The 26,289-nt window shown below is 46.2% G+C and carries 21 protein-coding genes; 10 read left to right on the top strand and 11 right to left on the bottom strand.

All coding sequences use genetic code 11. The annotated features are described in order from the left end of the window. Positions 1-155 precede the first annotated feature (155 nt). The 9 genes from NC99_RS12370 to NC99_RS12330 form a co-directional block, all read right to left on the bottom strand. A complete protein-coding gene (locus tag NC99_RS12370) occupies positions 156-866 on the bottom strand; it encodes a glycine cleavage system protein H (protein ID WP_053184124.1) in 711 nt (236 codons plus the stop codon). Positions 867-912: 46 nt separating this feature from the next. After that, positions 913-2,145 (bottom strand): NrfD/PsrC family molybdoenzyme membrane anchor subunit, encoded by a 1,233-nt coding sequence (gene nrfD, locus NC99_RS12365; protein WP_082326465.1) that lies wholly within the window; start codon positions 2,143-2,145, stop codon positions 913-915. Then, entirely contained in the window at positions 2,138-3,004 is an 867-nt protein-coding gene (locus NC99_RS12360) for a 4Fe-4S dicluster domain-containing protein (protein WP_082326464.1), read from the bottom strand. Before NC99_RS12360 ends, nrfD begins: the two co-directional genes overlap by 8 nt. A 42-nt stretch (positions 3,005-3,046) precedes the next feature. Further along, positions 3,047-4,717 (bottom strand): hypothetical protein, encoded by a 1,671-nt coding sequence (locus NC99_RS12355; protein ID WP_082326463.1) that lies wholly within the window; start codon positions 4,715-4,717, stop codon positions 3,047-3,049. Positions 4,718-5,640: 923 nt separating this feature from the next. Further along, complete coding sequence (locus NC99_RS12350) at positions 5,641-6,567, bottom strand: DUF4382 domain-containing protein (RefSeq protein ID WP_053184116.1); 927 nt, start codon at positions 6,565-6,567, stop codon at positions 5,641-5,643. A 51-nt stretch (positions 6,568-6,618) separates the two neighbouring features. Continuing rightward, positions 6,619-7,545: a FecR family protein gene (locus NC99_RS12345; RefSeq protein WP_053184114.1), complete on the bottom strand. Its 927-nt coding sequence runs from the start codon at positions 7,543-7,545 to the stop codon at positions 6,619-6,621. Between the two features lie 95 nt (positions 7,546-7,640). Continuing rightward, on the bottom strand, positions 7,641-10,202 hold the full coding sequence (locus tag NC99_RS12340) for a TonB-dependent receptor (RefSeq protein ID WP_157624851.1): 2,562 nt from the start codon (positions 10,200-10,202) through the stop codon (positions 7,641-7,643). Further along, on the bottom strand, positions 10,189-11,025 hold the full coding sequence (locus NC99_RS12335) for a FecR family protein (RefSeq protein WP_053184110.1): 837 nt from the start codon (positions 11,023-11,025) through the stop codon (positions 10,189-10,191). Before NC99_RS12335 ends, NC99_RS12340 begins: the two co-directional genes overlap by 14 nt. Then, positions 11,022-11,528 (bottom strand): RNA polymerase sigma factor, encoded by a 507-nt coding sequence (locus NC99_RS12330; protein ID WP_053184108.1) that lies wholly within the window; start codon positions 11,526-11,528, stop codon positions 11,022-11,024. Before NC99_RS12330 ends, NC99_RS12335 begins: the two co-directional genes overlap by 4 nt. Positions 11,529-11,937: 409 nt before the next feature. On the opposite strand from NC99_RS12330, the gene NC99_RS12325 reads away from it, so the two are divergent. Then, positions 11,938-12,924 carry an adenosine kinase gene (locus tag NC99_RS12325; protein WP_053184106.1) on the top strand — a complete coding sequence of 329 codons (987 nt, stop codon included), beginning with the start codon at positions 11,938-11,940 and terminating at the stop codon, positions 12,922-12,924. A 135-nt stretch (positions 12,925-13,059) separates the two neighbouring features. Here NC99_RS12325 and NC99_RS12320 read toward each other — a convergent pair whose 3' ends face one another. Together NC99_RS12320 and NC99_RS12315 are read right to left on the bottom strand one after the other, a co-directional pair. Further along, positions 13,060-13,674: a deoxynucleoside kinase gene (locus NC99_RS12320; RefSeq protein WP_053184104.1), complete on the bottom strand. Its 615-nt coding sequence runs from the start codon at positions 13,672-13,674 to the stop codon at positions 13,060-13,062. Between the two features lie 62 nt (positions 13,675-13,736). After that, entirely contained in the window at positions 13,737-15,254 is a 1,518-nt protein-coding gene (locus NC99_RS12315) for a GH3 auxin-responsive promoter family protein (RefSeq protein WP_053184102.1), read from the bottom strand. A 179-nt stretch (positions 15,255-15,433) separates the two neighbouring features. On the opposite strand from NC99_RS12315, the gene NC99_RS12310 reads away from it, so the two are divergent. From NC99_RS12310 to der, 9 genes are all read left to right on the top strand, one after another. Then, the gene (locus NC99_RS12310; protein WP_053184100.1) at positions 15,434-15,994 is read left to right on the top strand and encodes a CvpA family protein; all 561 of its coding nucleotides are present in this window, start codon (positions 15,434-15,436) and stop codon (positions 15,992-15,994) included. A 256-nt stretch (positions 15,995-16,250) separates the two neighbouring features. Further along, complete coding sequence (locus NC99_RS12305) at positions 16,251-17,480, top strand: LL-diaminopimelate aminotransferase (RefSeq protein WP_053184099.1); 1,230 nt, start codon at positions 16,251-16,253, stop codon at positions 17,478-17,480. 191 nt (positions 17,481-17,671) lie between these two features. After that, positions 17,672-18,421: a peptidase associated/transthyretin-like domain-containing protein gene (locus NC99_RS12300; RefSeq protein WP_053184097.1), complete on the top strand. Its 750-nt coding sequence runs from the start codon at positions 17,672-17,674 to the stop codon at positions 18,419-18,421. Positions 18,422-18,873: 452 nt separating this feature from the next. After that, positions 18,874-19,692 (top strand): pseudouridine synthase, encoded by an 819-nt coding sequence (locus NC99_RS12295; RefSeq protein ID WP_082326461.1) that lies wholly within the window; start codon positions 18,874-18,876, stop codon positions 19,690-19,692. 39 nt (positions 19,693-19,731) lie between these two features. Continuing rightward, positions 19,732-20,214, top strand: a complete 483-nt coding sequence (locus tag NC99_RS12290; protein ID WP_053184095.1) for an RNA polymerase sigma factor — start codon at positions 19,732-19,734, stop codon at positions 20,212-20,214. A 10-nt stretch (positions 20,215-20,224) separates the two neighbouring features. Beyond that, complete coding sequence (locus NC99_RS12285) at positions 20,225-20,908, top strand: hypothetical protein (RefSeq protein WP_053184093.1); 684 nt, start codon at positions 20,225-20,227, stop codon at positions 20,906-20,908. Then, on the top strand, positions 20,895-23,330 hold the full coding sequence (locus NC99_RS12280; RefSeq protein ID WP_053184092.1) for a DUF5686 and carboxypeptidase-like regulatory domain-containing protein: 2,436 nt from the start codon (positions 20,895-20,897) through the stop codon (positions 23,328-23,330). Before NC99_RS12285 ends, NC99_RS12280 begins: the two co-directional genes overlap by 14 nt. A gap of 306 nt (positions 23,331-23,636) precedes the next feature. Further along, positions 23,637-24,521 carry a GTPase Era gene (gene era / locus NC99_RS12275; protein WP_053184090.1) on the top strand — a complete coding sequence of 295 codons (885 nt, stop codon included), beginning with the start codon at positions 23,637-23,639 and terminating at the stop codon, positions 24,519-24,521. A 122-nt stretch (positions 24,522-24,643) separates the two neighbouring features. Next, positions 24,644-25,951, top strand: coding sequence for a ribosome biogenesis GTPase Der (der, locus tag NC99_RS12270; RefSeq protein ID WP_053184089.1), 1,308 nt, complete (start codon positions 24,644-24,646; stop codon positions 25,949-25,951). Positions 25,952-26,289 lie beyond the last annotated feature (338 nt).

The following is a 26,289-nucleotide window of genomic DNA, read 5'->3' as shown; positions in this document are numbered from 1 at the left end:
GATTCAAATGATGGTTTTGTTTTATAACATCTGTCCGGTTTTAAGCCCTAAGGGTGTATAGAACTTCGCAGTGGGAACAACAAATTCCGGCCGGCCTGCTTTGACCTTTCATGCCAAAGTTTTGCCAGCCGGAATTAAACTACAAGCTCAACGATTTAACTCAGAAAGGTCTGTTGGAAATCTTCCCAAACTTCTTCCGGCAGTTCGGCCAGTGGCTGGTCAATCAATTCGCCACCATCCTGCAGAACAACTTGGTTTGGATTAGCCAGATGCTTCATCACCGAAGCCGACAGAAAATCCTTGAAACGATCCAACTCCTGGGCTGCCCACTTGCTGGCATCTTCGGCCAGAAAATGGGTGTTGGTGTCGGCTTTCCAGTTCGACGGCTGAATGACGTACATCCATCCTTGCTGGTAGGGGTCGGCCTTCATCAGTTCAGGTTCATCCACCAACTGTTCGTTGGTTCGCACAATTTCGCCCGAGATGGGAGCAAAAATCTTAAGGCTTTTCCCATCATGGTTGATTTGGGTTAATAGCTCGCCCTTTTGTACTTTTTCGCCTGGCTCACGCAGGTGGCTGATACTGACTTCGCCGGTCAGGTGGAGCAGCAAATCGTCCAGTCCAACCCGGGCTTTTCCGGTTTTTTCGAGGTAAGCCCAGCTGTGGAATTTGCTGAAAAAGATTCCCTGCGGAATGCGTAGCGATTGGGCTGTGATGAGTCCGCCAGCCAGTTGGGTTTGCATGGATTGTTTCGACTTTCGCGTCAGTAACATCCAGAAAGGAACCATAATCAAAAAGAAGGCAATGATCGCCAAATATTCGATTCCTTTGGTTTCAAAAATATTGGTGTATGTAAATCCGTCCATAACAATTTATTTTTAGGTTGATCCTTGATTGCAAGGAACAACAGGTTTAATGACTGGTATTTTTAGCCCATTTGGGTGGTTCGTCCAGCACCGGCATGCGGCTGATGACCCACCTGAAAATCCAAATTTGAACGAGTATGATGGTGATGGCAACAACCACCTCCATCCAGGAAGGAACGTAGCGAACGGCGGCATCCCAGCGGAAAGCGATAATTGAAACATTGAGCCGGTTCAGAATAATCCCGACGATTGTGATGACTGCGGCCACCCGGCTCAGTGTGAGGTTGGATGTGCGCGATGCATAGAAGTACAAGGCCATAGGAAGTGCGACAAAACCGATCATTTCGAGCAAGAACCAGTAGCCCATCGAGGTGTTGAGCAAGTCCCAGTGTTGTCCGTGAATGAATACCAAAAACTGCATAAAGAGGTAGGCGAACATGCCAAAAGCACAAATCTTCGATAAGCTTTGAACCATGCTGTTGCGCGCCTGGCGGTTTTTCTCGCTGATCTTCCGGAAGAACACGCGCTGGCTGATGGAGCCTTCAAAAATAACCATTGACAAACCGGCAAAAACGCTGGACACAAGGAACAGCAGCGGAATAAACTCATTGTACCACAGCGGATGGATCTTTTCGCTGGCCATGAGGAACAAGGCACCCAAACCCGATTGGTGCAAGGTTGACAGCGTGATGCCAAAAATAACCGCTCCCAGTGTCAGTCCCGACAAGATTTTGTGGGCGCGCCGTGCTCCCAGCCATTCGGCCACAGCCGGCGAGAATTCAATCAGCTGAGCAATAATGTACAGCAAGAAGTGCCAAGCCACCAGAAATAACACCGAGCTGGCTCCAAAGTTATTGCCGATGATTGGGTTGAAGATGTTCCAGGGTTTACCCAGATCGAGCACCAGCGCACCGGCGTAAAACATGTACGCCAGAAAGCCGTTCAGTACCGTGACGCGAACAATGGAGTGGTACTTTTCAACCTTCAAAATATAAACAATGAAAGTGAGCACATACGCGCCGCCCGCAAAGGCCACGCCGGTTACCACATTAAAACCTTTCCACAGTCCCCACGGAACTTCTTGGTTGATGTTGGAAACAGCTCCCAGCCCTTCGGTAAAACGGATGACAATTAAGGCCAGTCCAACCAGAATAATCGGAATGGAAATCAGATTGAAAGGTGTGAGCCATTTTCCCCTGGGCTTGAGCTCGTTCATTAAAAATTGCCAGGTCGATTGGCTTTCTTTTTCTTTGGTCAAAGGATATATCGGACTAGTCATGATTTTCTTCTTTTGATTTGCGTGATTTAGTAGCTTCGTGAATTCCCAGCAACAGCGTTGGAACCAAAACAAAAACGGATGGAACACTGTACAGGAATCCTTTGGTTAGTGCCGGGTATGATGAGTTCTGCAGCCTCGTGTCGAATCCCAGTTCTTTGTGATCAACCGGAGCCAGGTATAAGTAGCCCGTTCCTCCGGCAACATGTTCACCATAAATCTGATCGATATACAATTCAGGGATTTCAGCAATCCGGCGGCGTGCCTCGGCAACCAGTTCGCGGCGGGTTCCAAAGAACAAAGCATCGCCGCAGGTTTCAACACAAACCGGTTTCTCACCTTTGATAATCCGATCGTAACACATGTCACACTTTTGAATCTTCGGGTTGGTGCTGCCGTATTCGAATTTTGGTACGTCAAACGGACATGAAATCATACAGTAACGGCAACCCATACATTTGTCTTCGCGCCAAATGACCGGGCCTTCCTTGGTTTTATACATGGCCTGGGTCAGACAGGCGGAAGCGCAGGCGGGCTCGTTGCAATGCATACATTGGTTCCGCACATACACTTCGCCTTGCGAAGTTTCGTAGGCGTTGATGACGCAGCGCTGATTTTCACTGGTTTTCCGGATGACGCCCACTTCCGGTTTGGCAGTGGGTTCAGGCAGGCCGTGGGCTTCGGCACATGCTTTTTCACAGGCCTGGCATCCGATGCAGATGCTGGAGTCGTAAAGAATGCCGTGAAATTCCGTATCATCGTCGCCGGAGCTCTTTTTATTGGCTCCTGTGGCATTCACACCAATAATGGTCATGCCCGTGATCGCGACGCTTTTGAAAAATTTTCTACGATCGATAGTCATAATTCAACTTTTAAGGATAGTGATTATAGAAGTTTAGTTTGCTTATTTCGAGGTGTCGATGAAATGGGTTTGAAAATCTTCCCACACTTCAGGACCTAGATCTGCCAAGATGTTGTCCGTTAGTTCGCCGCCATCCTGAAGAACGATGTGCTCGAAAACAACGGTGTTGGAGTTGGCCGAAGTCGCCAGGAAGTCTCTCAACCGGGCGAACTCATCTTCCAGCCATTCTTTGTAGGTGTCGGCCATAAACAGCAGGCGCACTTCGCGGGTCCAGTTCAAGGGTTCAATCTGGTACACCCACCCGTTGGTATAAGGATCTGTATTGACTTGCTGTGGCATGCTTAAAAGCGACTCGTTGCGGCTTTTGATGATTCCGGACACCGGCGCGTAAAGGTCCAGTTGCTTGCCATCGCGAACAATGCTCAGTATTTTTTCACCTTTTCTAACTTTTTCGCCCGATTCTTTCATTTTAATGTGGGTCAGCGATCCGGTGAGGTGCTGCATGAAATCATCGACACCGATTTTTACCAATCCGTCGCGTTCCATAAAAGCCCAGGTGTGTGTTTTATCGTAGTACAAGCCGGCTGGTGCCTTGATTGAATTCTCATTCATAGCTGGAGTCATTTCAATGTCTTCGCTGTCAATCCCCAGCTTTTCCTTACGTTTTGACCGTACGAGCAAACCAACCAATAGAAGCACCAGTGCCATTCCGATTGCAAGCATCCAACCGAAAGACAAGAAGGCTTGATTGCCATTGCTGGCTCCGGGAGTTACGGGTTTAGTAAATGCCACCATGTTGGCATTTTTTTCCCGGCTTGACAGTTGGCTGAAACCTGCGTGAGCCAGTTGCTCCTGTCCGTCGCTGCTTATCCAGCTTAGAAAGTCGATGGCCACTTGGTTCGTGGGTTCGGTGACTGCCAGTGCACAAATATCACCACATAGTTCTTTGGGGTATTTACCAATCCAAACGCCTCTGGTCAAGGCTTCAGGGCTCGAATAAATGTTTTCAAACTGATCTAATCGGCCATTGCGGTTTTTGTCGATAGGGAGTACACTGATTTGCGGGGCAAAAGTATTAGTCTCCACATTGATGATGTCGATGAGTTTGCAAAAGCCAATGGCATTGACGTCCTGCTGCACTGCTGCAATGAGCTCAGCGGCGGAACTCACCCTCGTAGCTCGAATTTCAGCTTGTGCATAAGCGGCGAACTTACCCGTGACCTGCTGATCATTAATGACATACGTTTTTGCCGGGTTTGCCGGTGCGTCGTCAACAAGCATCGACCAGTTGGGGGTTTCGGCAAGAAGTATGGCAAGATCTTCAGCGTTTACACCTCTTTGGGCAATTGCTTCAAACAAGGGATTGTTTGAGTTGACAATTGGAACGACCACATCGTGCCCAACCACCATTTGCCAGGCTGAGTCTTCTTGACCGGCAATCTGTTGCTCAGGGCTTAGCAGGTAAAGAGCCTCTGCCGATAATGATGATTCATCAGTGAGTTGGGTAATACGAATGTTTAATGCTGGGTGTTGAGCTTCAAAGCTGGAAACCCAGGTAGAAGTCAGATCGAATAACTCCGGAGAACTCACAACCTGCAAGCTTGTTGCTTCTGTCTGATCTCCTGTTTTGTTATCATTTTCAACATTACCCAAAGCGGCCATGCTGAAGATTAAAAATGACAACGTAAAAATGGAAGAAAAAATGGTTTTCATAACGTTGATATTAAGCGTGGTTTTTATTCTAATAACTTTATGATGCTGATAGTCAGCTGATAATTCATTTCGACTATCCTTTTGCCAAATAGAATGCCAAAAAAACCAAACCCAATAAACAGCTGATAATGAGAGTTCAAAGAGAAAGCCTATTCAAAAATTAAACAATCCGACTGTTGAAGATTTAAACAGTGAAAACTAAGCAGCAGGCGAACATGCAGAATATCAAGTCAATAGACGACGTGTTGTCTTTTTCAACACCGATGAATATCGCAACACTTTTTCCAATAGTCTTCTGGGATCAATCGATTCACAGCGCAAAAAAAAAATCCAGGTAAGCTCCTCTTTGGGGCTGAATAAAATTGAAGAAGCTTAGGTTTTTTATTTTCCACTGGTGGACGCAGTATGCCCATCTGTATCAATCCTACGAGGCTTTTGGAATAGAAAACAAGGGACAAAATTTAGGACGTTACCGAAATTTAAGCGTATTTGACATGGAATAAGAAGTTAGGCTGCACGGCATTTTCAATTGGTAGCTATTCATTGGGGTAAAGCTTGTGATGACGAACGCAATTCACTTGATTCTTCTTCCTGCCTAAACGAAAGTCTTCTGCCAATCATGATCAATGCTTATTAAAGAGTCAAAGGCCGTAGAATGTCCTCTGTTTCCACAAAAAAAGAGATAGAAAAAGAGTTGCCCCTTAATCTATCTCTAAACCCATGAACTAATCGTTCACCCAATCAAGTATTTTTAATCGAAAGCTCGGATTCTGTCATCCTTCTGCTTTTTTTGATTGATCTTCTCCAGCGCGAGAACTTGTTCAAAAAGAGATAGAAAAAGAGTTGCCCCTTAATCTATCTCTAAAACCCATGAACTAATCGTTCACCCAATCAAGTATCTTTGGTCGAAACCGAACGATATATTATTCGTCAGTTCCTTCACCTGTTCCTTCGTCGCCTTCAGCTGGCGTTTCTTCTGCCTCTTCTGGTTCCACCAAAATGTCTACCGTTACAGCTTTGTTCGATGTTACTGCAACATCTTCCACTTCTGCTTCAACATATCCGTCAGCCAGCACTTTCAGGTCGTACTCACCCAGTGGCAAGCCAATGGCTGCATAAAATCCGGTGCTGTCTGTCAGGGCCGAAGTAACTAAGGAATCCATGTCGTAAAATTCAACTGTTGCGTTTCCAACAGCCAATGTATCTCCAACAGTGACGTGGCCTTCAATGCTTCCGGTTGCTTCTTCCACAACTGCACGAATGACTGGCTTGAAGATGAATCCTTTGATGCCAGCATTGGTCAATGGATTGCCTTGAACGACAAACGATTTGCTCACATCAAAGTCTAAAAGTACCGTTGCGAAACCGCCATCCTGCACAACAAGGCCATCTTTGATGTTGATTTTGAGTCCGCTGGCTGATCCACTTGGGATCTTCAAATCAAAAGTTGTACTGGCTTCATCACTCAGAACCACGCTGGCATCAACCACATGCAACCGGATTTGGTCGTAAGTTCCTGCATCCAGCTCCGCGTTGGTCAGCTCGGCGGTTACACCGTTTCTCAGATCCAACAGGTTGAATTCCATGGTTTCTTCACTTAGAACCATGAACGAGGATCCTTCGGTTTCCTCTCCTTCAGCTTCATCCGCTTTACGAATTTCAATTTTATCAATGGTCACATTGGCTTGCGCAACTAAATTGGTTGGGAATGGGGCGTCGGTCACTAAAAACGAAACCGTTCCTTTTCCATCCGGATTTTTTGAAATATCCTCATCGTTGGTACAGGATGTTGCAAATCCTACGATCAGTCCAAGTAACAGGATCATTCTTGTTTTCATCTTGTTCTTCATAACTTTTTAATTTTCATTAATGATTAATCTTTCTTACACATTTTACTCTCACTACTTCGTCATTAATTTCGCATATATCCTGTTCGTCAAATTTCCTTGTTTCTTAGCTTCACTGATGGTGATCTGGTTGGCCGGATTCGTATGGCAATCGAGGTTGAGCGAACGGCAAATAATCCCGATCGCCGTTTCAGCGTCAGCCGAATCAATGGTGCCGCTAAAGTGTTTTGAACCTTCAATTTTCAACTGGATGTCAAGATTAAAAAACCGTCCAAGATCATCCATGACCTCCTCCAGGCTCTCATTGGAGAACGACCGGTTGAAGCGGGCTACTTTTGGGTATTCTGCATCCAAACTTGTCAACTCATTTAAAGTTTGGTTTTTGTATTGCAAAGAGTTTCCCGCGGTAACCAATTGTTTTTGTTTTTTATTTGCAAACTGTACCTTCCCTTCGTAACAGTTCACCGTTAGTTGGTTGTTTTGCTCCGAAACCAGGAATCGTGTTCCGAGCACCTGAACCTCACCATTTGATGTTTCAACAGTAAATTTGTTGCCTTTTTCAACTTCAAAATAAGCTTCGCCTTTGAGTGTTACTTCTCGTTTCCACCAATATTTGGGGTATGTGGCGGTGCTGTTTTGGCTCAGTACGATCCGCGATTGGTCAGGAAGCCGAAGTGATAGGGCCTCCCGGGTGTCGTTTTCGAAAGTTGATTTGGCCAGAAAAACATGAAGAAGGAAAATCAGAATAAGAGAAGCCGCAACCGGAATAGTGAGTTGATAGATGACATTCAGGCGTGATAATTTTCCCCGAGACTGACTTTTACCTTCTTCAATTTTTTGTAGAATTTGATCGAACACAAGCTCCTTCTCTTTCGTGTCAGGTATTCTATAACTGCTAATTACCTGATCGATCTGCTCTTGCTTGAATGGCAGGACAAGTAATACAGGAAAAGAATATTTGTTTTTGCTTGTGAACATCATGCAATAAATATGTTGATGCCCTTAATAGTCATTCGGCACAAAATACCCTACCCTAAAAATGAAGTTTTTTCAAGAGTGTGTTCCAAGTTGTTGACTTATTGTAATTTAATATTGAAGAAAAAAACCGGCGTGAATCGCATGGCCGTAACATCAGTACGAACAGAATAAGATCCGGCCTCATCAGCAATGCTGAAGTTGTCGATTTCAAGCACATTCTCGCGGTTTAAGAAATTAAGCAGCGAAACGCCTGAACTTAGGGTGAAGAATTTGTAGTTCCATCGTTTGATGAGTGAAAAATCAGCCTGGACAAAGAATGGCAGGCGCCCAAATTCCTGGCTGCTTTCCCCTTCTGTCATAAGAAAAGGGCTGCCGGTATGATAGGTTAGGTTGGTTGAAATAATCCAGCTTTTGTAGCGCGCCATTTCGGTCCAACGCAAGCGGTGGCGCTGGTCATCAAACGACGGATAGTCTTGTCCGTTGTTAAATACTTCAAATCGCTCCACCGATTCCGATAGCGAATAAGCCAGCATGTGGGTGAAAATGCCTTGTTTGTAGTGAACCAAGGCATCCAGTCCGTAGTTTCTGGCTTCACCACTCCGCTGCACATAGTGGATTGTTTTTTCCTTCCCCCCGCTGGTTTCGGCATACAAATTCAACTTACCGGTAGTGCTTTTGTAGTAGGGTTCCACATCGACTGACAGACCATTTTTTTCGTAGCGGAAACCCAAAACATGCTGCTGCGATTCAAGAATTCCCATGCCCGCTGAATCTGGTAAATACCAAACCAGGTCGCTGTTGCCGTTGCTGTCGATCTTCCGAATTCGCGATAAAAACTGGTAGTAAGTACCTCCGGAGTAAAACAGTTTGACTGCGTCGGAAAGATCGTAACTCATTCCCCATCGGGGTTGCAGGTACAATTTGTTTTGCTGGTTTTCATGGTTGACACGCATGCCCAAGCGGGCTTGCAAACGGTCAGTTAATTGAACTTTCTCCTGAAGGTAGGCATGCAGGATGGTCAACTTCGAATCGTAGTTGATGGAATCGGATTGAATAGCTCCGGTGGTCCGCTTGCTTAGGTAGGTGTACGATACCTGGTCGTGGTTAAACCCAAATCCAAAAGCATGGCTATAATTGCCGGTTGTCCATTCGGCCGACATGCTGGCAATCAATTCCTGCAATTGGTTGTCGTCTGTGTCCAGCTCTTCTTTGCCACCTTTTCCTTGTCTGTTTGGCTGGAGCCCCGCAATTGATCCGGATGACCGTTCAAGTTCATTGTAGCCTGCATTCAGGTGGAGCTGCCAGTTTGTATTGGGCTGATAACGCCAGTTTCCGCTGATTCCGCGATTTTTGCTGTCGGCTTGCTGGTTGCGGTAAAGGCGTGAGTTTTCATTAAAAAGGAATTCCCGGTCTTGCAAATCATTGCCTTCCAGTACGCTAATGCTAATTTCCTGTTTTTCGGATGGTGTAAGGCTGAATTTGAAATTGAGATCGTCATAGGCGACTGTTGGAACAACAGCAGACTCATCTTCGCCGCTTGGGGAGCCTTGCTCCAGAATTTGCCGGTAGAGATAATTTTCCCATTGGTCGATGTATGATTTTCGATAAGCGCCGCTCAGGGAGGCCACTTTTCCAATTGGGACGGTGCCGGTGGCATTTACATTCAGTAGGTTGGCCGATAAATCGAGGCTAGGGCGATAGTAGTTGCTTTTTCCGGTGAGTTCGACAATTCCGGAAATTCGTTCGCCGTAGCGGGCATCAAAAGCCCCCCGCGAAACAAAAGCCTGCGAAATGTATTTGGCATTTAACACACTTAGATTACCGAACAAATGGCTGGTTTCCAATACTGGCATGCCATCGAGTAAAATCAGGTTTTCCGATGGCGATCCTCCCCGAATCGAAATGCCTGCGTTCTCACCTCCCAAAAAATTGACGCCGGGAATCAAGGTCAGTGCCGTTACCAGATCGCTGTCGTCAATGCGCGGCAAATTTTCCGATTGTTTGGGGTTGAATGCCATTCGGTCCGGCTGGCTCCCCAATTCCAGCACATTTTTCTCCTGCTGGTAAACATTGATCGTTTCAATATGAATGTCGAACGGAGCAAGCTCCAGTTGATGAAACGGTTGGCTGGCGATTTGCAGCGTGGTGTCGAGCTGGCGGTAGCCCAAATGACTGATTTGAACGCGGATGTCGGCTGCTTTTTCTACCTTGGCACTAAAAATACCCAGTTCGTTGGTTATCGTACCTTGCTGTTCGCCCAGGCCAACATTGCAAAACAGGAGCGGTTCGCCCGTGTTTTGGTCAAACACTTTTCCGCGGAACGTGATGAGTTCGGGTTTTGGTTCGGGGAGGGGAGCGGGATTTCGGTACAACACGTAGGTTCCATCCATCTCGTCATATAGCAGGTGGTATTTTTTGCTCAGCTCATTCAAAAAGTCGGTCAGCAAAACCTGTTCGTATTGCAGGTTAACTTTTATTTCAGAAAAATAGTCGGCATCAAACGCAAACCGGATGGCGGCGGTTTCGGATAATTCTTCCAAAACAAGGCTCAGGCTTTTATTTTCGGCTTGAACTGAAATCATTTTTTCCTGACCGGCGACTGGCAAACTCAGCAGCATAATCAGCAGGAAACAAGCCATATTGTAACTAGTCTTTTTCAACGATCTGCAGCTTGTTGTTATTTAATTGATAGTCGAAGTTCATGGCTCGTGCCAAAATGCCAATGGCCTTTTCGGGTTTATCCAGTTGCAAGGGGCCTGTGAAGTTTTTCCGGAGGATCTGATCCGCAGCTTCCAAGGTGTAGTTTTCGCGCTGACAAATCAGTGTCAAAACCTCTCTGAGCGGGCGGTTTTCCCAGTAGTAAGTGTTGTCAGGCAAGTTCAGCTTTTGTTCGGGATTAATGTTGAAAGGGCCACCTGTGCCGGTTTGGTCAAAAACGATGGCCTGTCCTCCTTTGAGTATGAAATATTGCTTGTCTAGCTTCACTTTCACCGATCCGCTGAAGCAGTCAATTCGGGCTGATTCTTCAGAATAGGCCTGAACGGTGAATTCGGTGCCCAAAACTTCCAGGTGCCCGCCCGGAAACTCAACCTCGAAGCGATTTCCTTCTTTAACCTCGAAGCGGGCTTCACCGCGCAATTCGATTAAGCGGGCGCCACCAATTTTTTGGTAGTGGTATTTTACAGCCGAATAGGCTTTCAGTTGAATCAGGCTGCTGTCGGGTAGCCAAACCGTTTGACTGGCCATGGCCTGGTTGTGCTCGCGGTGTGCCAAAACGCCCGATTCGGCCAAAACAAACACAAGCAAGACAGCAGCGGCAAGGCCAGCCGCAATTTGCCCGATACGGCGAAAATCAATTTTTCTGACGGGCTTATGCTGGCTTTTGGCTTCCATCAAGCGTTCCCAGGCAGCTTGTTCTCCAATCGATTCGGGAACACGCCAGTTGGAAATGTGCTTATCTATTTTTTCATGTTCCTGGCTCATAATTTTTTGTCCACTTTTTGCCGTAACAATTGCAAGGCTTTACTCATGTGCTTTTCGACCGCTTTGTTGCTCAGTTGCATCACTGTGGCAATTTCGCTGTAAGTCATTTGGTCAATGCGGCTCATTAAGAAAATAGCACGGGTTTTATCTGGAATCTCCGCAATTGCTGACTGCAACTTTTGATCAAATTCCTTTAGCTCCAAAACAAATTCGGGTGACTCGTGGTTTGGTTCGTTGATCAGCTTGTTGACGAAATTCAGACGAATGGTTTTTTTTTGATGATGTTTGAAATACCGGTTCTTTGCGATGGTGAATAAATAGGATTTAACGGTTTCATCGTTGATCTTATCGCGTTCTTCCCACAAAAACAAAAATACATCCTGGGTCAAATCATCAGCCAGGCTCAGGTCCCCGGATAAGTAGTAAACAAAGTTTCGAATCGCTTTGTAGTGTTTGTCAAATACCTGTCGAAACCAGTTGTTGTTTCTCTCTTCAGCCGTCATTGGTGGCGTTTTTTCGTGTCATAGCCCTGCAAATATAGAGAATTACAACCATCAAAACCGTTTGCCGGAGGATATTATTGTTCTTCAGTCGGGAAAGCCCGGTGCGCCATAGGCAACCCTTTTTACTTGCCAGCAATCAAGTATAAATCTGTCAGAACATTTCAGGAGAGGTCATTCATCCTGCTCAACCGCCGTCCCTTGATGCTGGTCTACCCATAACTACCTGTCGTTTATCGTTGACAACCTATTGCCTATTGTTGGCTACGTCCTTTCTGTCCTTGACTACTTGCCGTTTATCCTTGACAACCTATTGCCTATTGCTGGCGGCTACGAGTTGTCTATTGTTGCCTACGCGTATTGTTCAGCGGAGCGTGTTTTTTATTATTTTTGCCAGCCTATGAAAAACGCTATGACACCAAAAACAATTGTGGGCATTGGAAGTGCCTTGGTTGATATTCTCGTTCAGTTGGAAGATGACCAGCTGCTCAATACTTTTCAGCTGCCCAAAGGGAGCATGACCTTGGTTGATGCCCCGCTTTCGCAAAAAATCCTGGATTCGACCGAAGGGCTGGAACGCTCGATTGAAACCGGAGGATCCGCAGCCAATACGGTAAGGGCCATCGCACAACTTGGCGGTAGCGCTGGCTTTATCGGTAAAATTTCGAATGATCCGATGGGCCACTTCTTCAAGGACGAATTTGAAAAAAACCGAATCGTCCCACACCTGTTTTATAGCCAGATTCCTACCGGGAAAGCGGCCACGCTGATTTCGCCCGATTCGGAGCGCACTTTTGGAACTTACCTGGGTGCGGCCAGCGAACTGAGTGTCGACGAGCTTTCTCAGGAACTCTTTTCAAACTACGATTACCTGCATATTGAAGGTTACCTGGTTTTCAATCATGCTTTAATTGAGGGCGTGTTGAAGTTGGCGAAAAAGCAAGGACTGAAAATTGCACTCGACCTAGCCAGTTTCAACGTGGTGGAAGCCAACCTCGACTTTCTAAAGGGTTTGATTGCTGAGTATGTCGACATTGTATTTGCCAACGAAGAGGAAGCCAAAGCCTACACCGGCCTGGAGCCCAAGGCTGCATTGAAACAAATAGCCAGCCAATGCGAAATAGCCGTCGTCAAAATTAGTCGCGATGGCTCGCTTATTCAGGCGGGCGACCAGTTTGTGAAAGTTGAAACACCCCAGGTCAAAAGCATCGATACCACCGGAGCCGGCGATGTTTACGCGTCGGGATTTTTGTACGGTTTAGCCAATGGTTTCAGCCTGGAAAACTGTGGAAAGTTGGCTTCGCTGCTGGCCAGTAAAGTGATTCAAGTGTTTGGCGCCAGAATTCCGGACGAAGAACTACAGCTGATTAAGCAGGAAGTTGACGCATTTAAGGGTTGATTGCGCAGTTTTCTGAACAATCCACGACCATTGAATGACGATGAATGGCACTCATTGACTTCCAGCCGATCGTTTGCGGTTAAGCTTCGGAACGCGATATCAACAGGTTAAGAGTTCGCATGCGCCGTACACGGCTTAAAACAAACCGTGAATCTGTGCATCAATCTTATCAATCACACTGCTCAGGTCTTCCGGGTTGTTGGTGATATCAATTTTATCAACATTGATGATCAGTAATTTGCCTTCGTTGTAGTGACTGATCCAGGCTTCGTAGCGCTCGTTCAATTGCTTCAAATAATCCAGGCGAATGGAGTTTTCGTATTCGCGGCCGCGTTGCTGGATCTGGTTGACCAGCGTTGGCACGTTGGCCCGCAAATAAATCAACAGGTCGGGTGCTTTCACCAGCTTGCTCATCAGCCGGAAAAGCGTGACGTAGTTGTTGAAATCACGCGTTGACATTAAGCCCATGGCATGCAGGTTGGGCGCAAAAATTTCTGCATCTTCGTAAATGGTCCGGTCCTGAACCACGGTCTTTCCCGAATTCTGGATGTCCATAATTTGTGAAAACCGACTATTTAAAAAGTAGATTTGCAGGTTGAATGACCACCGTTGCATATCTTCGTAAAAATCATTCAAATAGGGGTTTTCGTCCACATCTTCGTAATGTGGTCGCCATCCGTAGTGTTTAGCCAATAAGGCAGTCAGGGTTGTTTTTCCGGCACCAATGTTACCTGCGAGAGCAATATGCATGATTTCTTATTTTCAATTTTGATTTACAAATTTAGTCGAGCTACCTGAATCCGGGCTATAAATTACAATCTTTTTTGCAGCTCGATCAATTCATCCAGGTATTTTCGGTCGTTGGCCAGTCGCGGAATCTTGTTTTGTCCGCCCACTTTGCCGCGTTGTTTCATCCACTCGTAAAATAAACCCGGCTTGGCCACCAAAAGGTGAGGCTTTTCCAAAGTCAGATTTTTGTGGCGCTTGGCTTCGTAATCCGAGTTGAGCGTCTTCAGTGCGTCATCCAGTACATCAACAAAGTACTCCAGGTCATTGGGTTCCTGCTCAAACTCGATGATCCACTCGTGTGCTCCTTTCTGATCCTGTTTCATAAAAACCGGCCCGGCCGTGTATTCCTTCACAATGGCTTTTGTACGCTCGGTGGCAATCTTCAGTGCTTGTTCGGCATTGTCCACAATCACTTCCTCGCCAAAGGCATTGATAAAATGTTTGGTTCGCCCGGTAATTTTTATTTTGAAGGGTTTTTTGCAGGTGAATTGAACCGTGTCGCCAATAATGTATCGCCAAAGCCCGCCGTTGGTGCTAATCACCAAAGCGTAGTTTTTGTCCAGTTCAACCTCGGACAGGCTGAGTGTTTTTGGATTTTCATCCTCCAGATTTTCCATCGGGATGAATTCATAATATATTCCGTAGTCGAGCATTAAAAGCATGTCGCTGCTGTCGGGGTCGTCCTGAATGGCAAAAAAGCCTTCCGAAGCATTGTAGGTTTCCATGTAGTTCATGGATGCCGATGGGATGATGCGCTGGTATTGTTCGCGATACGGATCGAACTTGATTCCACCGTGAATAAAAACTTCCAGGTTGGGCCACACGTCCAGGATGCTGCTTTTGCCCGTGTGTTCCAGAATCCGGTTGAGCAGCACCAAAAACCAGGAGGGAACTCCGGCCAGCGAGGTCACGTTTTCATCCAGCGACTCGTCAATGATCTTGGCGATTTTTTCTTCAAACTCTTCCAACAAAGCCACTTCGACCGATGGGGTGCGAATAAACTCGGCCCAAAAAGGCGTGTTCTCAATTAAAATAGCAGAGAGGTCGCCAAAATACGATTTGTTGCTGAAGTTGTTCACCTGCTGGCTGCCACCCAGGGTGAGCGTTTTCCCGAACAGCACGCCCGAGTCGGGATTGTTTTTCAGGTAGAGTGCAAAAACATCCTTGGCTCCGCGAAAGTGAACATCTTCGAGCGATTGCTTGCTGACGGGGATGAATTTGCTTTTGTCGTTGGTGGTTCCCGACGATTTGGCAAACCATTTGATTTCGCCCGGCCAAATCAAATTTTTCTCTCCTTGACGCAAACGTTCGATATAGGGTGCAAAATCTTCGTAATAGCGAATGGGGACACGTTCTTTGAATTCTTTTTCGGAGCGAATGCTTTTGAAGTCGTATGTTCGCCCAAACTCTGTGTCGCTGGCTTCTTTCAGCAGATCGAAAAATACTTCGAGCTGAGTGTCAAAAGGATGTTCTTTAAAGAGGTCGATCTCATTGATTCGCTTGAAATTGATCCAGTTGATCACAGAATTAATAAACGGCATAGGTCTGATTTTACAGGGTTAAAACAAATGACAGAATCCTGTTCTGTAGCAGTCAAATTTATCTTTTTTGATTGAAACTACCTACTGACCATCTTAGCAAAAATATTTTTCTATTTTTACTTAAAAATATTTTCAGGCAAAAATCAACAACATTCATCTGGCCATTTAAATCTATTGACGTGAATTATATCGATATTATTCTTGGGGTATTGCTGGTACTGGCCGCATTTCGCGGATTTTATAAAGGCTTTGTAGCCGAAGTGGCGTCGCTTGCCGGACTGATCTTGGGTATTTGGGGCGCCATCCATTTTTCGCACCTCACGGCCGGGTTTATCGTTGATACCTTCAACTACCAGCCCGAACACCTCGGCTTGGTTGCATTTATCGCTACCTTTATTGTTATTGTACTGCTGGTCCATTTAATTGGCAAGGCGGTCGAAACCATCATTTCGGCTGTTGCTCTGGGCTTTATCAACCGGCTGGCCGGCATTCTTTTTGGCATCATCAAATCGGCATTGATTTTAAGTGTGTTGCTTATTGTTATTGATGAATTGGATGAAAGTATCGGCCTAATTCCGGAGGACGTAAAAGCGGATTCGCAAATGTACGAGCCGGTAAGAAATTTGCTGCCGACCGTCTTGCCTTTTTTGAATTTCGGCCTTGAGGACGGTAAATTGTTCGAAAATGAGCGGTCAGGACGTCAGCCGGTTGCCATTTCAACGTTCAAATTCCAAGGATAAGCACGACGCGTGTGATCGCCAAAGCGGTTTTTTAAGGTGAGCGCATTCAGTGGTTTTCATGCTTTTTGGTATTTTCCCTTGTTTGATTCACGATCGCGTTTAAAGCGTTGGCTTTGCTTGCGCAACGATGAACTGGTCGTTCTTCAAAAATTAAAATTTGTCTTGCTTTTAGGCAGAACCCCCGCAATTTTATACCTTTGCAGGCCTGAATTTGAACAGATTCACAGAAAATAATCACTAAAAATAAAAAATTGATATGGCATTGATTAATGAGCATTATCTGAAGTTGCAAGCGGGCTATTTGTTTCCCGAAATTGGACGGCGCGTCAATGAATTTGTGGCAGCCAATCCCGACAAAAAAATCATAAAAATGGGTATTGGTGATGTCACCCGCCCTTTGGTTCCGACCGTGTTGAAAGCCTTTCACGAAGGTGTTGACGAGCAGGGAAAGCCCGAATCGTTTAAAGGATACGGACCGGAGCAAGGCTATGAGTTTTTGCGCAAGGCGATAGCAGAAAATGCGTATCAGGCCAACGGAATCGATATTCCGGCTGATGATATTATTGTTTCTGATGGTTCGAAGTGCGACACCGGAAATATCCAGGAGATTTTTGGCGCATCGAACAAGATTGCGATTTGCGATCCGGTTTACCCGGTTTATGCCGATACGACCGTGATGTCTGGCAAAACAGGTGCCTGCCAGCCGAATGGCTACTACGAAGGGGTGATTTACATGCCCTGCACCGATGAAAATGGCTTTACGCCCGATTTGCCAACCGAGCGTCCCGACCTGATTTTCCTGTGTTATCCGAACAACCCAACCGGAACCGTAGCCAGCAAGGAAGAGCTGACCAAATGGGTGAACTATGCCCGCGAAAACAAAAGCATCATCTTGTTTGATGCCGCTTACGAAGCGTTCATCACCGATGACTCCATTCCGCGGTCGATTTACGAAATTGAAGGCGCCAAAGAAGTAGCCATCGAATTCCGCAGCTTCTCGAAAACAGCCGGATTCACCGGAACACGCTGTGCATTTACGGTCATTCCCGAAGAGCTGAAAGCCTACGATAGCCAGGGCAATGCCCACTCGGTGAAGAAATTGTGGTTGCGTCGCCATTCAACCAAGTTCAATGGGGTGTCGTATCCTGTTCAAAAAGCTGCGGCTGCCGTTTATACACCCGAAGGCAAAAAAGAAGTGAAGGAAGTGATTGCCTACTACATGGAAAATGCCCGGATTATGCGTGAAAGCCTGAATGAAATCGGCTATACCGTGTATGGTGGAGTGAATGCTCCGTATGTTTGGGTGAAAACCAAAGGAGGAATGAGCTCGTGGGATTTCTTCGATAAAGTGTTGAATGAAGCCAACGTGGTGGGAACCCCCGGGTCGGGTTTTGGCCCGGCAGGCGAGGGCTACTTCCGCTTTTCAGCTTTTGCCGATCGTGACAACGTATTGGAGGCCATGACCAGGATTAAGAACCTGAGTTAAAGACTGAATAAAACGATAGGAATGGTGCCCGGACAAGTCATTTGTTCCGGGCTTTTTGTATTAAACCCGTACCCTCACGATGTGCTGTGCCCATTGATCTTGCGCTCAAAGACATAAATATTGTTAAAAGCGTGGCACCCCTGAGGCTTTTCGTTTATTATCAGCCTTAAAATATTAAATTTGTTGCTGGCATGAAAAAAGCACTTATCCTATTTTCGTTGTTTTGTTTCTTCCTGAACGGAGGCCAGCTTGTGGCGCAAGACTTCATCGATGTTGATCCGATTCTGATTCACCTCAATGGGCAAATTCTGAATCGCGATGATGGTTTGCCTGTTCCCTACGTGCATGTGGTCAACATGCGCAACCATGCCGGAACAACGACCAATTCGCAGGGACGGTTTTCCATGGAAATGCTGAATGTGGATAGCCTGGCCATTTCAGCCATGGGATTTATGAAGGAATTTGTGCACGTACCGCCCAAGCACCACCCCGACAGTGTGTTTACCATCTGGATCAGGCCCATTCGCTTTGCCATTGGCGAGGTTGAAGTCAAAGGAAAGTCGAACGCCATCAGCATGGAGGGAATTTCAACAGGTAAGCCAGTGGACATTGATCCGGAGCTGCGCGGCGATGCGTTCAACTCGAAACCGCCTTGGTATGCGGCTGTTTTTTCGCCAGCCTCGTTTTTGCAATATCATATTAGCCGAAAGGAAAGGCAAAAGCGAGAGGTGCGGAGCGCAATCGTTTCTGAAAAGCGATGGGAATACCTCTCGCAATATTACAGCAAAGAGATTGTGATGGAATTGACTGGTCTGGATGAGCTTGAAGCTGATTCATTCATGATCTACTTCAATTCGAAGGGAATATTAAACGACGTAAACAACAACTACCAGGTTCGCGAAGCTATTCTGGAGCAGTTCGAATTGTATCAGCAAGAGTAAGAGTAGGCGATCTGAAATCAAAATCATCATTGTCGGCTTATATTCCTATTTGTGCTGTCCGGGCTGTCAATGATCGTCATTCATAGTGTTTTAATTGTCATTGGTCGTTTCAAAACAACGGAATGAGTTTATGAAGTGTTTGGGCTAAAGCCCGGCTTCGTCCGCTACGACGGGCCTGCCCTGAAGGACAGGGTTACTGATTATGAAGCAGACTCAATTAGCGGAACGAAGATGATAACCACCATCACTAACGCCCGGATTCATCCGGGGGACAGCACACGCCATCGAGCAACCGGGCTTTAGCCCTTCATTTCGATAAGCTTCAGTTTGATTTCTGCACCTCCGTTTCTAACCCGATTTCTTGTGCTTACAGCGTTAATTGGCCAATCTTGGTTTGCCATGTGCCAATCTAAATTCTTTTTCCGAACTTTGCGACAATTTGAAAACCAATTATGACAAAGAAGTTTAAGTTTGAAGGACGCGATAATCAGCAGCACGAGCAGCCCGGCGATGGACAGCCTGTTTCTCGAAACAAAAAAGTAAGCCTGATCAAAAAGTCGGATCGGGAGATTAGGTTGAACAAGTTTATTGCCAACGCGGGTATTTGTTCGCGTCGCGAAGCGGACCAGCTTATTGAAAAAGGCGAAATAACAATCAATGGTGAAGTGGTTACCAGCCTGGGCTATAAAGTAACTTCGAAAGATGAGGTGGCCTACAAAGGCAAGGTGATCAGTGCCGAGAAGAAGGTGTATGTGTTGTTGAATAAGCCCAAAGGTTTTGTCACCACGATGGATGATCCGCATGCGGAAAAAACAGTGATGAGCCTGGTGCAGAGCGCTTGTCCCGAGCGCATTTACCCGGTTGGGCGGCTCGATAAAGACACCACGGGGCTGCTGCTGTTCACCAACGATGGCGAAATGACCAAAAAGCTGACGCATCCCAGCTACGAAAAGAAAAAAATTTATCACGTATTTTTAGACAAAGAATTTACTCCGGCTGATCTGGAGCAGGTGAAAAAAGGGATTGAGCTGGAAGACGGACCGATTGCCGCCGATGCCATCAGTTATGTTTCGATTGATGACAAGCGGCAGGTGGGTATCGAAATTCATTCAGGCAAAAACCGGATTGTTCGCCGGATCTTTGCTCATTTGGGTTACCGGGTCATCAAACTCGACCGGGTGGTGTTTGCCGGGTTGACCAAGAAAAACCTTCCCCGTGGCAAATGGCGTTTCCTCTCCGAAAAAGAAGTCGGCTTTTTGAAAATGACTTAGTGTAATTTCTTTTGAAAAGTCAAGACTAATACCATCGCTTTGGAAAAGGAATTTGTTCAAATCATATCACAAAATCAGGGGATCATTCACAAGGTGTGTTCCATCTATTGTGATTCTGAAGAAGACCGTCGCGACTTGTTTCAGGAAATACTGGCGCAGTTGTGGAAGTCTTTTCCTTCTTTCCGGAGTGAATCCAAATTCTCGACCTGGATGTACCGGGTAGCCTTGAATACAGCCATTACAAGCTTCAAAAAAAATAAACGACAGCCAGACAAAAGTGGACTCGGAATTGAGAATTTCCAGTTGGCTGTTGAGGAATACGATCACGAAACCGAAGAACAAATCAAGTTATTGTATAAGGCAATAGCCAACCTCAGTGGAATTGAAAAGTCCATTGTTCTGTTGTATCTTGAAAACAAGAAATACGAGGAAATTGCGGAGATTACGGGGATTACTCAAAATTATGTGCGTGTAAAGATGAACCGGATCAAGGCCAAACTGAAGAAATACATGAACATCTGAATTTGGAGGAATGGAACTGAAAGATTTAAAATCGGCCTGGAATAAGTTTTCGTCTGACGATGCCAACAAGCACCAGTTGGGAGAGGAAGCGATTTATGACTTGCTGAAAAAGCGCACCCTGAATTTGATTGAGCGCATTGACCGCAACATCAAAATTGGCTTTGCAGTACTCATCGCGCTCAGCCTGCTGTTTGTTCTGGATGCCTACTTTTTCACCCCGCGCCTGGTGGCTGGCTACGAGCCTGCTCCCGGATGGATTCAGTGGATAGAAAGCCTTGGCATTTTGTTTATTGCTGGTTCCTTCGTGTATTTTTGGCTGGGATACCGCGGGGCCACCCGCGATTACTCGCAAAGCAACGACCTGAAAAAGGTGCTGCATGCGATCGTCCGAATTTTATATGTCTATCGAAAACTGTTTTATCTGGCTCTCGGCATTCTTTTACTTATCATGAGTATCAGTTTTGTCACTGGCTTGTATAGCGGAGTCGACTTGAAAGCCCACGAACTGGGAGCAACGCTGACTGATGTGAGTAGCGCGCCCGAAATGATCAAGACAATTGTCCTGGGCATTACTATTTTTCTGGTGTTTATGGCGGGTCTATTTGCCTTATCTAGCTGGGGCTTTCGAAAATTATACGGCAACTACATCATCAAATTAAAAGAAACACTGAAAGAGCTTGATGAAATTGAATAAGGGCGCAAGAATAAAGTTATACTTCATTTTACTGCTGTTTCTGGCTTCATTTCAACTGGCCGGACAAGCACTCAGTTTGCGGGTTGTCGATGCTGAAACTTCCCGTCCACTTCCCTTTGTCAACGTTTTGTTCGATGGGCAAAGCCTTGGAACAAGTACCAATATTGATGGTTTTTTTAGTTTAACCCGGCAAGCGGCCGACACCATTTGGTTATCGTACATTGGCTATTCAAAACAACAATTGGCTTTAACTGATTTGCATGATGGCGACCAGATCAGGATGTCGCCGTCACTTGTGCAATTGGGTGAAGTCGAAGTGTTTCCGGGTGAGAATCCGGCGGAAGTCGTCATGATGAAAGTGGTGGCCAACCGCGAAAAACACCGGCCCGAAAATCTGGATTCGTACCATTACCAGTCGTACAATAAACTCACTTTTTCGTTGGATGATACTTCGCGCCGGCAGTTTGCAGCATCCTTGAAGGAAAAGCCCGACTCAGCTAATTCGGTGCTGAAAAGGTTGTTGGAGCAGCAAGACTTGTTTTTGATGGAATCGGTCAGTAACAAGATTTATCAGAAACCGCAAAAAGAGAAGGAAGTCGTGATTGCCAGCCGGGTTTCCGGATTGGAAGATCCATCCTTCTTTCTGCTGGCTACGCAATTGCAGTCTTTCACATTTTACCAGGATTATGTACGGCTTTTCGAAAAGCAGTTTCTGAGTCCGGTTTCGCCTAATTCGTGGAACCGCTATTTGTTTATTCTGGAAGAAACCTTGCTTACTTCGGCGGGTGACAGTTTGTTCGTGATTCGGTTTCAGCCACGGAAAAGCAAAAATTTTCAGGCTTTAAAAGGGATTCTGAAGATTCGTTCGGATGGGTATGCCATTGAGTCGCTGCGGGTGAGTGCTGCCGATCCTTCGAATGACCGGATTCAGCTGTCTGTTGAGCAATCCTACGATAAGCTTCCGTCGGGCGTTTGGTTCCCAAAGGCATTAAACTCCGAGATTTTGCTGAAGGGGCTGAACCTTCCGGGCAGCGGGTTTCCGGCAAATTCGGTTAATCTGAAAGCCTTCGGAAAGACTTACCTGAGCAACCGCCAGATCAACCTGCCGATTGACAGGCAGCAGTTTCAGGGCGCACAATTGAGTGTTAATCCTTCGGCCACCCATCCCGAAATCCCGTGGGATACCTTGCGCTCGGTTTCATTGTCGGCCAACGACTCGCTGGTTTATCAGCTCATTGACAGCTTGGGCCAGCACAATCGTTTTGATGCCAAGATGGCGATCGTGGAATCACTGGCGGATTACCGCTTGCCGGTTGGAAAGGTGGATCTTGTTCTGGACCGGATGATCGGATTGAATAAGTTTGAAGGAGTTCAACTTGGGCTGGCCTTGGAAACTAATCCCAGATTCAGCCGTTGGCTGAGCTTGAGTGGCTATTGGCGCTATGGATTGAAGGACAAGAAGGACAAATACGGAGGCGATGTTCAGTTCAAAATACATCAGAAAAGCAACACCAGCCTGTTTTTTCATTACGAAAACGATGTCCGTGAGGACGGGGCGATTTCGTTTTTGGAGCAAAAGCAGCCATTTATATCCCGGCAGTTGGATTCGTGGTATCGGACAAATTTCACCTATCACGAAATGTGGCAGGCCGGTGTTGCGGGACGTCCATTTCCTTCGCTTTTAACAAAAGCCTATTGGAAGGATTATCGGCTCAAAACCCCCACTTTTATTGTTGATGGGCAGGAGATTCAGCCTGTCGATTACCAGTTGGTTGGCGTGCAGTTCCGTTTGGCATTTAAGGAGCGTTTGTTTCGTCGGCGTGGCGAGATCTATTCTCTGGGCAGCGATTTGCCGGTGCTACATTTCAACTACGAACGGGCTTTGGCGAATCGTTCCGACCGGCCATACGAAGCCGTGGAATTCAAACTGTCAGACTCGTATCGCATCCGAAATTTGGGCGAAACAGAAGTGGTGATGCTTGGCGCATTTCGTGAGTCGGGTGGGGTGGCCAATTTACTGGCAAGCCCGCCATCATCGCGTCCACGCTTGTTTTCTTTTTACAATAAAGCGTCGTTTGCGACCATGCGCATCAATGAGTTTGCGAATGATGAAATGCTGGCCCTGTTTTTTCGTCATAATTTTGGTTCGTTGCTGTTTCGGTACAAACAAATTCGGCCGGATATTTTGTTGGTTTTCAACGCCGGCGTGGGTTCTTCGGCCTACGATCAGCAAACTGATTTTGACCGGCCATACCCTTCCATTTCGAAAGGGTATTACGAGGGCGGCGTGCTGGTTGCCAAGCTCCTGAGGGTGGGGCTGTTCAAGCTGGGAGCCGGTGCTTTCTATCGTTTTGGCCCCTATCAGCTGGATTCGTTTCAAGATAACCTGGCCTTGAAATTCACGCTCGATTTGGCCATTTAGGCACAGAATGCTTGCTGAAATCCCTTGCCTGCTATTTTTTTGAATTTTATAACGATCTGTAAGATTGCCTAATGTCATTAATCGTCACTCAATTGACATTAAAAGATGGTCATTAAGTTGTTTCGGGGCAATCAATGACAATCAAATGACCAGGAATGACAACGATTGACCGCCAGAGGAGGAGAGAGGCAGTAAGGGGACAATCTGTGCCGATTATAAATGCGTTGATGTGTTGTCATGCCATGAGCTTTCTTCCAATTAATTGCTTATCTTTGCGCCGTTTTTAAACACTTCATTTTTAAATAAATGGCACATAAATCAGGATTTGTAAATATCATAGGAAACCCGAACGTCGGAAAGTCAACCATCATGAATTCGCTGGTGGGCGAGCGTTTGTCAATCATTACTAAAAAGATGCAAACCACCCGCCACCGCATTAAAGGGATTGTGAGCGGTGAAGATTTTCAGATCGTGTATTCCGACACACCGGGCATTCTGAAACCCAATTACAAGCTTCAGGAATCGATGATGAAGTATGTCAACACGGCCTTGATTGATGCTGATGTGATTTTGTACGTGACCGATGTGGTGGAACAGCCTGATAAAAATGAGGAGTATCTGACAAAAATCAGGAAGTCGAATGCGCCGGTGATTGTTCTGATCAATAAAATTGATTTGTCGAACCAGGGCGATGTGATGAAGTTGTACGAATACTGGAAAAGTCTGCTGCCGGCTGCCGATGTGTTTGCCATTTCGGCGACCGAACGATTCAATATCGGGCCCATCTTTGACCGTATTCTTGAGTTGCTGCCCGAAGCGCCGCCTTATTTTCCAAAGGACGAACTGACCGACCGGAACGACCGTTTTTTTGTCTCGGAAATCATTCGCGAGAAAATATTGTTGTATTATCAGAAAGAAGTGCCCTACTCGGTTGAGGTTGAAGTGGAGGAGTTTAAGGAAGAAGACAAAATTTTGCGCCTGCGTTGTGTGATCAATGTGGCACGCGACAGCCAGAAGGGAATTATCATCGGGCACCAGGGAGCGGCACTCAAAAAGGTCGGTACAATGGCTCGTAAGGATATGGAAGAGTTTTTTCAGAAGAAAATATTTTTGCAGTTGTACGTGAAAGTGTCGAAGGACTGGCGTGACAAAGACCGAATGCTGGGTAACTTTGGATACGACTTTCAGTAAAGCAAACGCTGGCCCATATGCTGCAAGACAGAAACTTTAGTTTGGCAGCAATCCTTGTTTGGATCTGAAGTTGGGATGGGCAAGGTGGATTTTGGAATTTTAAATTTGGAATTTAATTAGAAATGAGCAATATAGTTGCAATTGTAGGAAGACCCAATGTGGGCAAATCAACTTTGTTTAATCGTTTGGTCGAGAGCCGAAAAGCGATTGTTGATGAAGTTTCGGGCGTAACGCGTGACCGGAACTATGGAAAATCGACCTGGAATGGAAAAGATTTTTCGGTGATTGACACGGGCGGCTACGTCACCAATTCGGAAGATGTTTTTGAAGAAGAAATTCGCAAGCAGGTGCACCTGGCTATTGAAGAGGCCGATGTGATTATCTTTGCTGTCGATGTTGAAGGAGGAATCACGGATTTGGATCAGGCAGTGGCCAGTATTTTGCGCCGTGCGAAAAAACCTGTCTTCCTGGCTGTTAACAAAGTTGACAACCACCAGCGCATCATGGATTCGCATGAGTTTTATGGGCTCGGCCTTGGCGATTTGTATTGCATTTCAGCCATGACCGGCAGCGGAACGGGCGAGTTATTGGATGCCGTTGTCAAAAACTTCACGAAAGATCAGGAAGTTGAAGTTGAGGAAGGGGTTCCAAAGTTTGCGGTTGTGGGCCGGCCGAATGTCGGGAAATCCTCGTTTATCAATGCGCTAACCGGCGTTGAGCGGAATATTGTGACCGAAGTGGCGGGAACAACGCGCGACGCGATTAACACCCGTTACACCAAATACGGCCATGATTTTTACCTGGTTGATACGGCCGGCTTGCGTAAAAAGGGCAAAGTTCATGAAGACCTGGAGTTTTACTCGGTGCTGCGTTCGGTTCGATCCATCGAAGATTCCGATGTTTGCATGTTGCTGATTGATGCGACACGCGGTGTTGAAAGCCAGGATGTTAACATTTTCAACCTGATGATCCGCAACAAGAAGGGCGTGGTTATTTTGGTGAATAAGTGGGATTTGATCGAGAAGGACAACGCGTCGGTGAAGAAATTTACCGAGCAGATCCACGAACGAATTGCGCCATTTGTCGATGTGCCCATTATTTTCATGTCGGCATTAACCAAGCAGCGTATTTTTAAAGCGCTCGAAGCCGCCATTGAGGTTTATGAGAACCGTCAGCAAAAACTGAAAACTTCGAAGCTGAACGAAGTGCTGCTCGAAGCCATCGAACGTTATCCGCCGCCTTCGATCAAAGGGAAATATATCAAAATAAAATACGTAACCCAGCTGCCAAGCCCAACGCCATCGTTTGCCTTGTTTGCCAACTTGCCGCAGTATATTAAAGAGCCTTACCGGCGTTACATCGAAAACCAGATTCGCGAGAATTTTAATTTCTCGGGTGTGCCGCTGCAAATCTTTTTCAGAAAGAAATAGGTTTTTGTAACGGCTTGATCTCTTTCGTTAGTCACGGCTGTGTGGATGAACAATAAATAGAAACATCGGCATACGTGTCGGGATAAATTTTCACACGTACGCAGGTAAATCTCCATAAGTATCGGAGTAAATTTTCATAAGTGTGCAGTCAAGGCTGCATGCGTATGGAAGTCGTACTTACGGTGTGTAAAAGTTTAGCTATACACGTGTGCAGGCTCAGCTACAGACGTATGCAGCCGAGGCCGCACACGTGCGCAGATTTGGCTACGCACGTGTGCAATGCTTAGTTCCTTTTCAGATGTTATGATACCACGGTTCTTTGGCTGGATAGATTTTTG

Origin of the sequence: Sunxiuqinia dokdonensis (genome assembly GCF_001270965.1) — a bacterium.
Lineage (GTDB): Bacteria > Bacteroidota > Bacteroidia > Bacteroidales > Prolixibacteraceae > Sunxiuqinia > Sunxiuqinia dokdonensis.
Note: the sequence above shows the minus strand (reverse complement) of the source record. Positions and strands in the feature narration are given on the sequence as shown.

Bases quoted from the DNA above. Each gene is read 5' to 3' on its own strand.
- NC99_RS12370 (WP_053184124.1), bottom strand. From the start codon at position 866: ATGGACGGATTTACATACACCAATATTTTTGAAACCAAAGGAATCGAA.
- nrfD (WP_082326465.1), bottom strand. From the start codon at position 2,145: ATGACTAGTCCGATATATCCTTTGACCAAAGAAAAAGAAAGCCAATCG.
- NC99_RS12360 (WP_082326464.1), bottom strand. From the start codon at position 3,004: ATGACTATCGATCGTAGAAAATTTTTCAAAAGCGTCGCGATCACGGGC.
- NC99_RS12355 (WP_082326463.1), bottom strand. From the start codon at position 4,717: ATGAAAACCATTTTTTCTTCCATTTTTACGTTGTCATTTTTAATCTTC.
- NC99_RS12350 (WP_053184116.1), bottom strand. From the start codon at position 6,567: ATGAAGAACAAGATGAAAACAAGAATGATCCTGTTACTTGGACTGATC.
- NC99_RS12345 (WP_053184114.1), bottom strand. From the start codon at position 7,545: ATGATGTTCACAAGCAAAAACAAATATTCTTTTCCTGTATTACTTGTC.
- NC99_RS12335 (WP_053184110.1), bottom strand. From the start codon at position 11,025: ATGAGCCAGGAACATGAAAAAATAGATAAGCACATTTCCAACTGGCGT.
- NC99_RS12330 (WP_053184108.1), bottom strand. From the start codon at position 11,528: ATGACGGCTGAAGAGAGAAACAACAACTGGTTTCGACAGGTATTTGAC.
- NC99_RS12325 (WP_053184106.1), top strand. From the start codon at position 11,938: ATGACACCAAAAACAATTGTGGGCATTGGAAGTGCCTTGGTTGATATT.
- NC99_RS12320 (WP_053184104.1), bottom strand. From the start codon at position 13,674: ATGCATATTGCTCTCGCAGGTAACATTGGTGCCGGAAAAACAACCCTG.
- NC99_RS12315 (WP_053184102.1), bottom strand. From the start codon at position 15,254: ATGCCGTTTATTAATTCTGTGATCAACTGGATCAATTTCAAGCGAATC.
- NC99_RS12305 (WP_053184099.1), top strand. From the start codon at position 16,251: ATGGCATTGATTAATGAGCATTATCTGAAGTTGCAAGCGGGCTATTTG.
- NC99_RS12300 (WP_053184097.1), top strand. From the start codon at position 17,672: ATGAAAAAAGCACTTATCCTATTTTCGTTGTTTTGTTTCTTCCTGAAC.
- NC99_RS12295 (WP_082326461.1), top strand. From the start codon at position 18,874: ATGACAAAGAAGTTTAAGTTTGAAGGACGCGATAATCAGCAGCACGAG.
- NC99_RS12285 (WP_053184093.1), top strand. From the start codon at position 20,225: ATGGAACTGAAAGATTTAAAATCGGCCTGGAATAAGTTTTCGTCTGAC.
- NC99_RS12280 (WP_053184092.1), top strand. From the start codon at position 20,895: ATGAAATTGAATAAGGGCGCAAGAATAAAGTTATACTTCATTTTACTG.
- era (WP_053184090.1), top strand. From the start codon at position 23,637: ATGGCACATAAATCAGGATTTGTAAATATCATAGGAAACCCGAACGTC.
- der (WP_053184089.1), top strand. From the start codon at position 24,644: ATGAGCAATATAGTTGCAATTGTAGGAAGACCCAATGTGGGCAAATCA.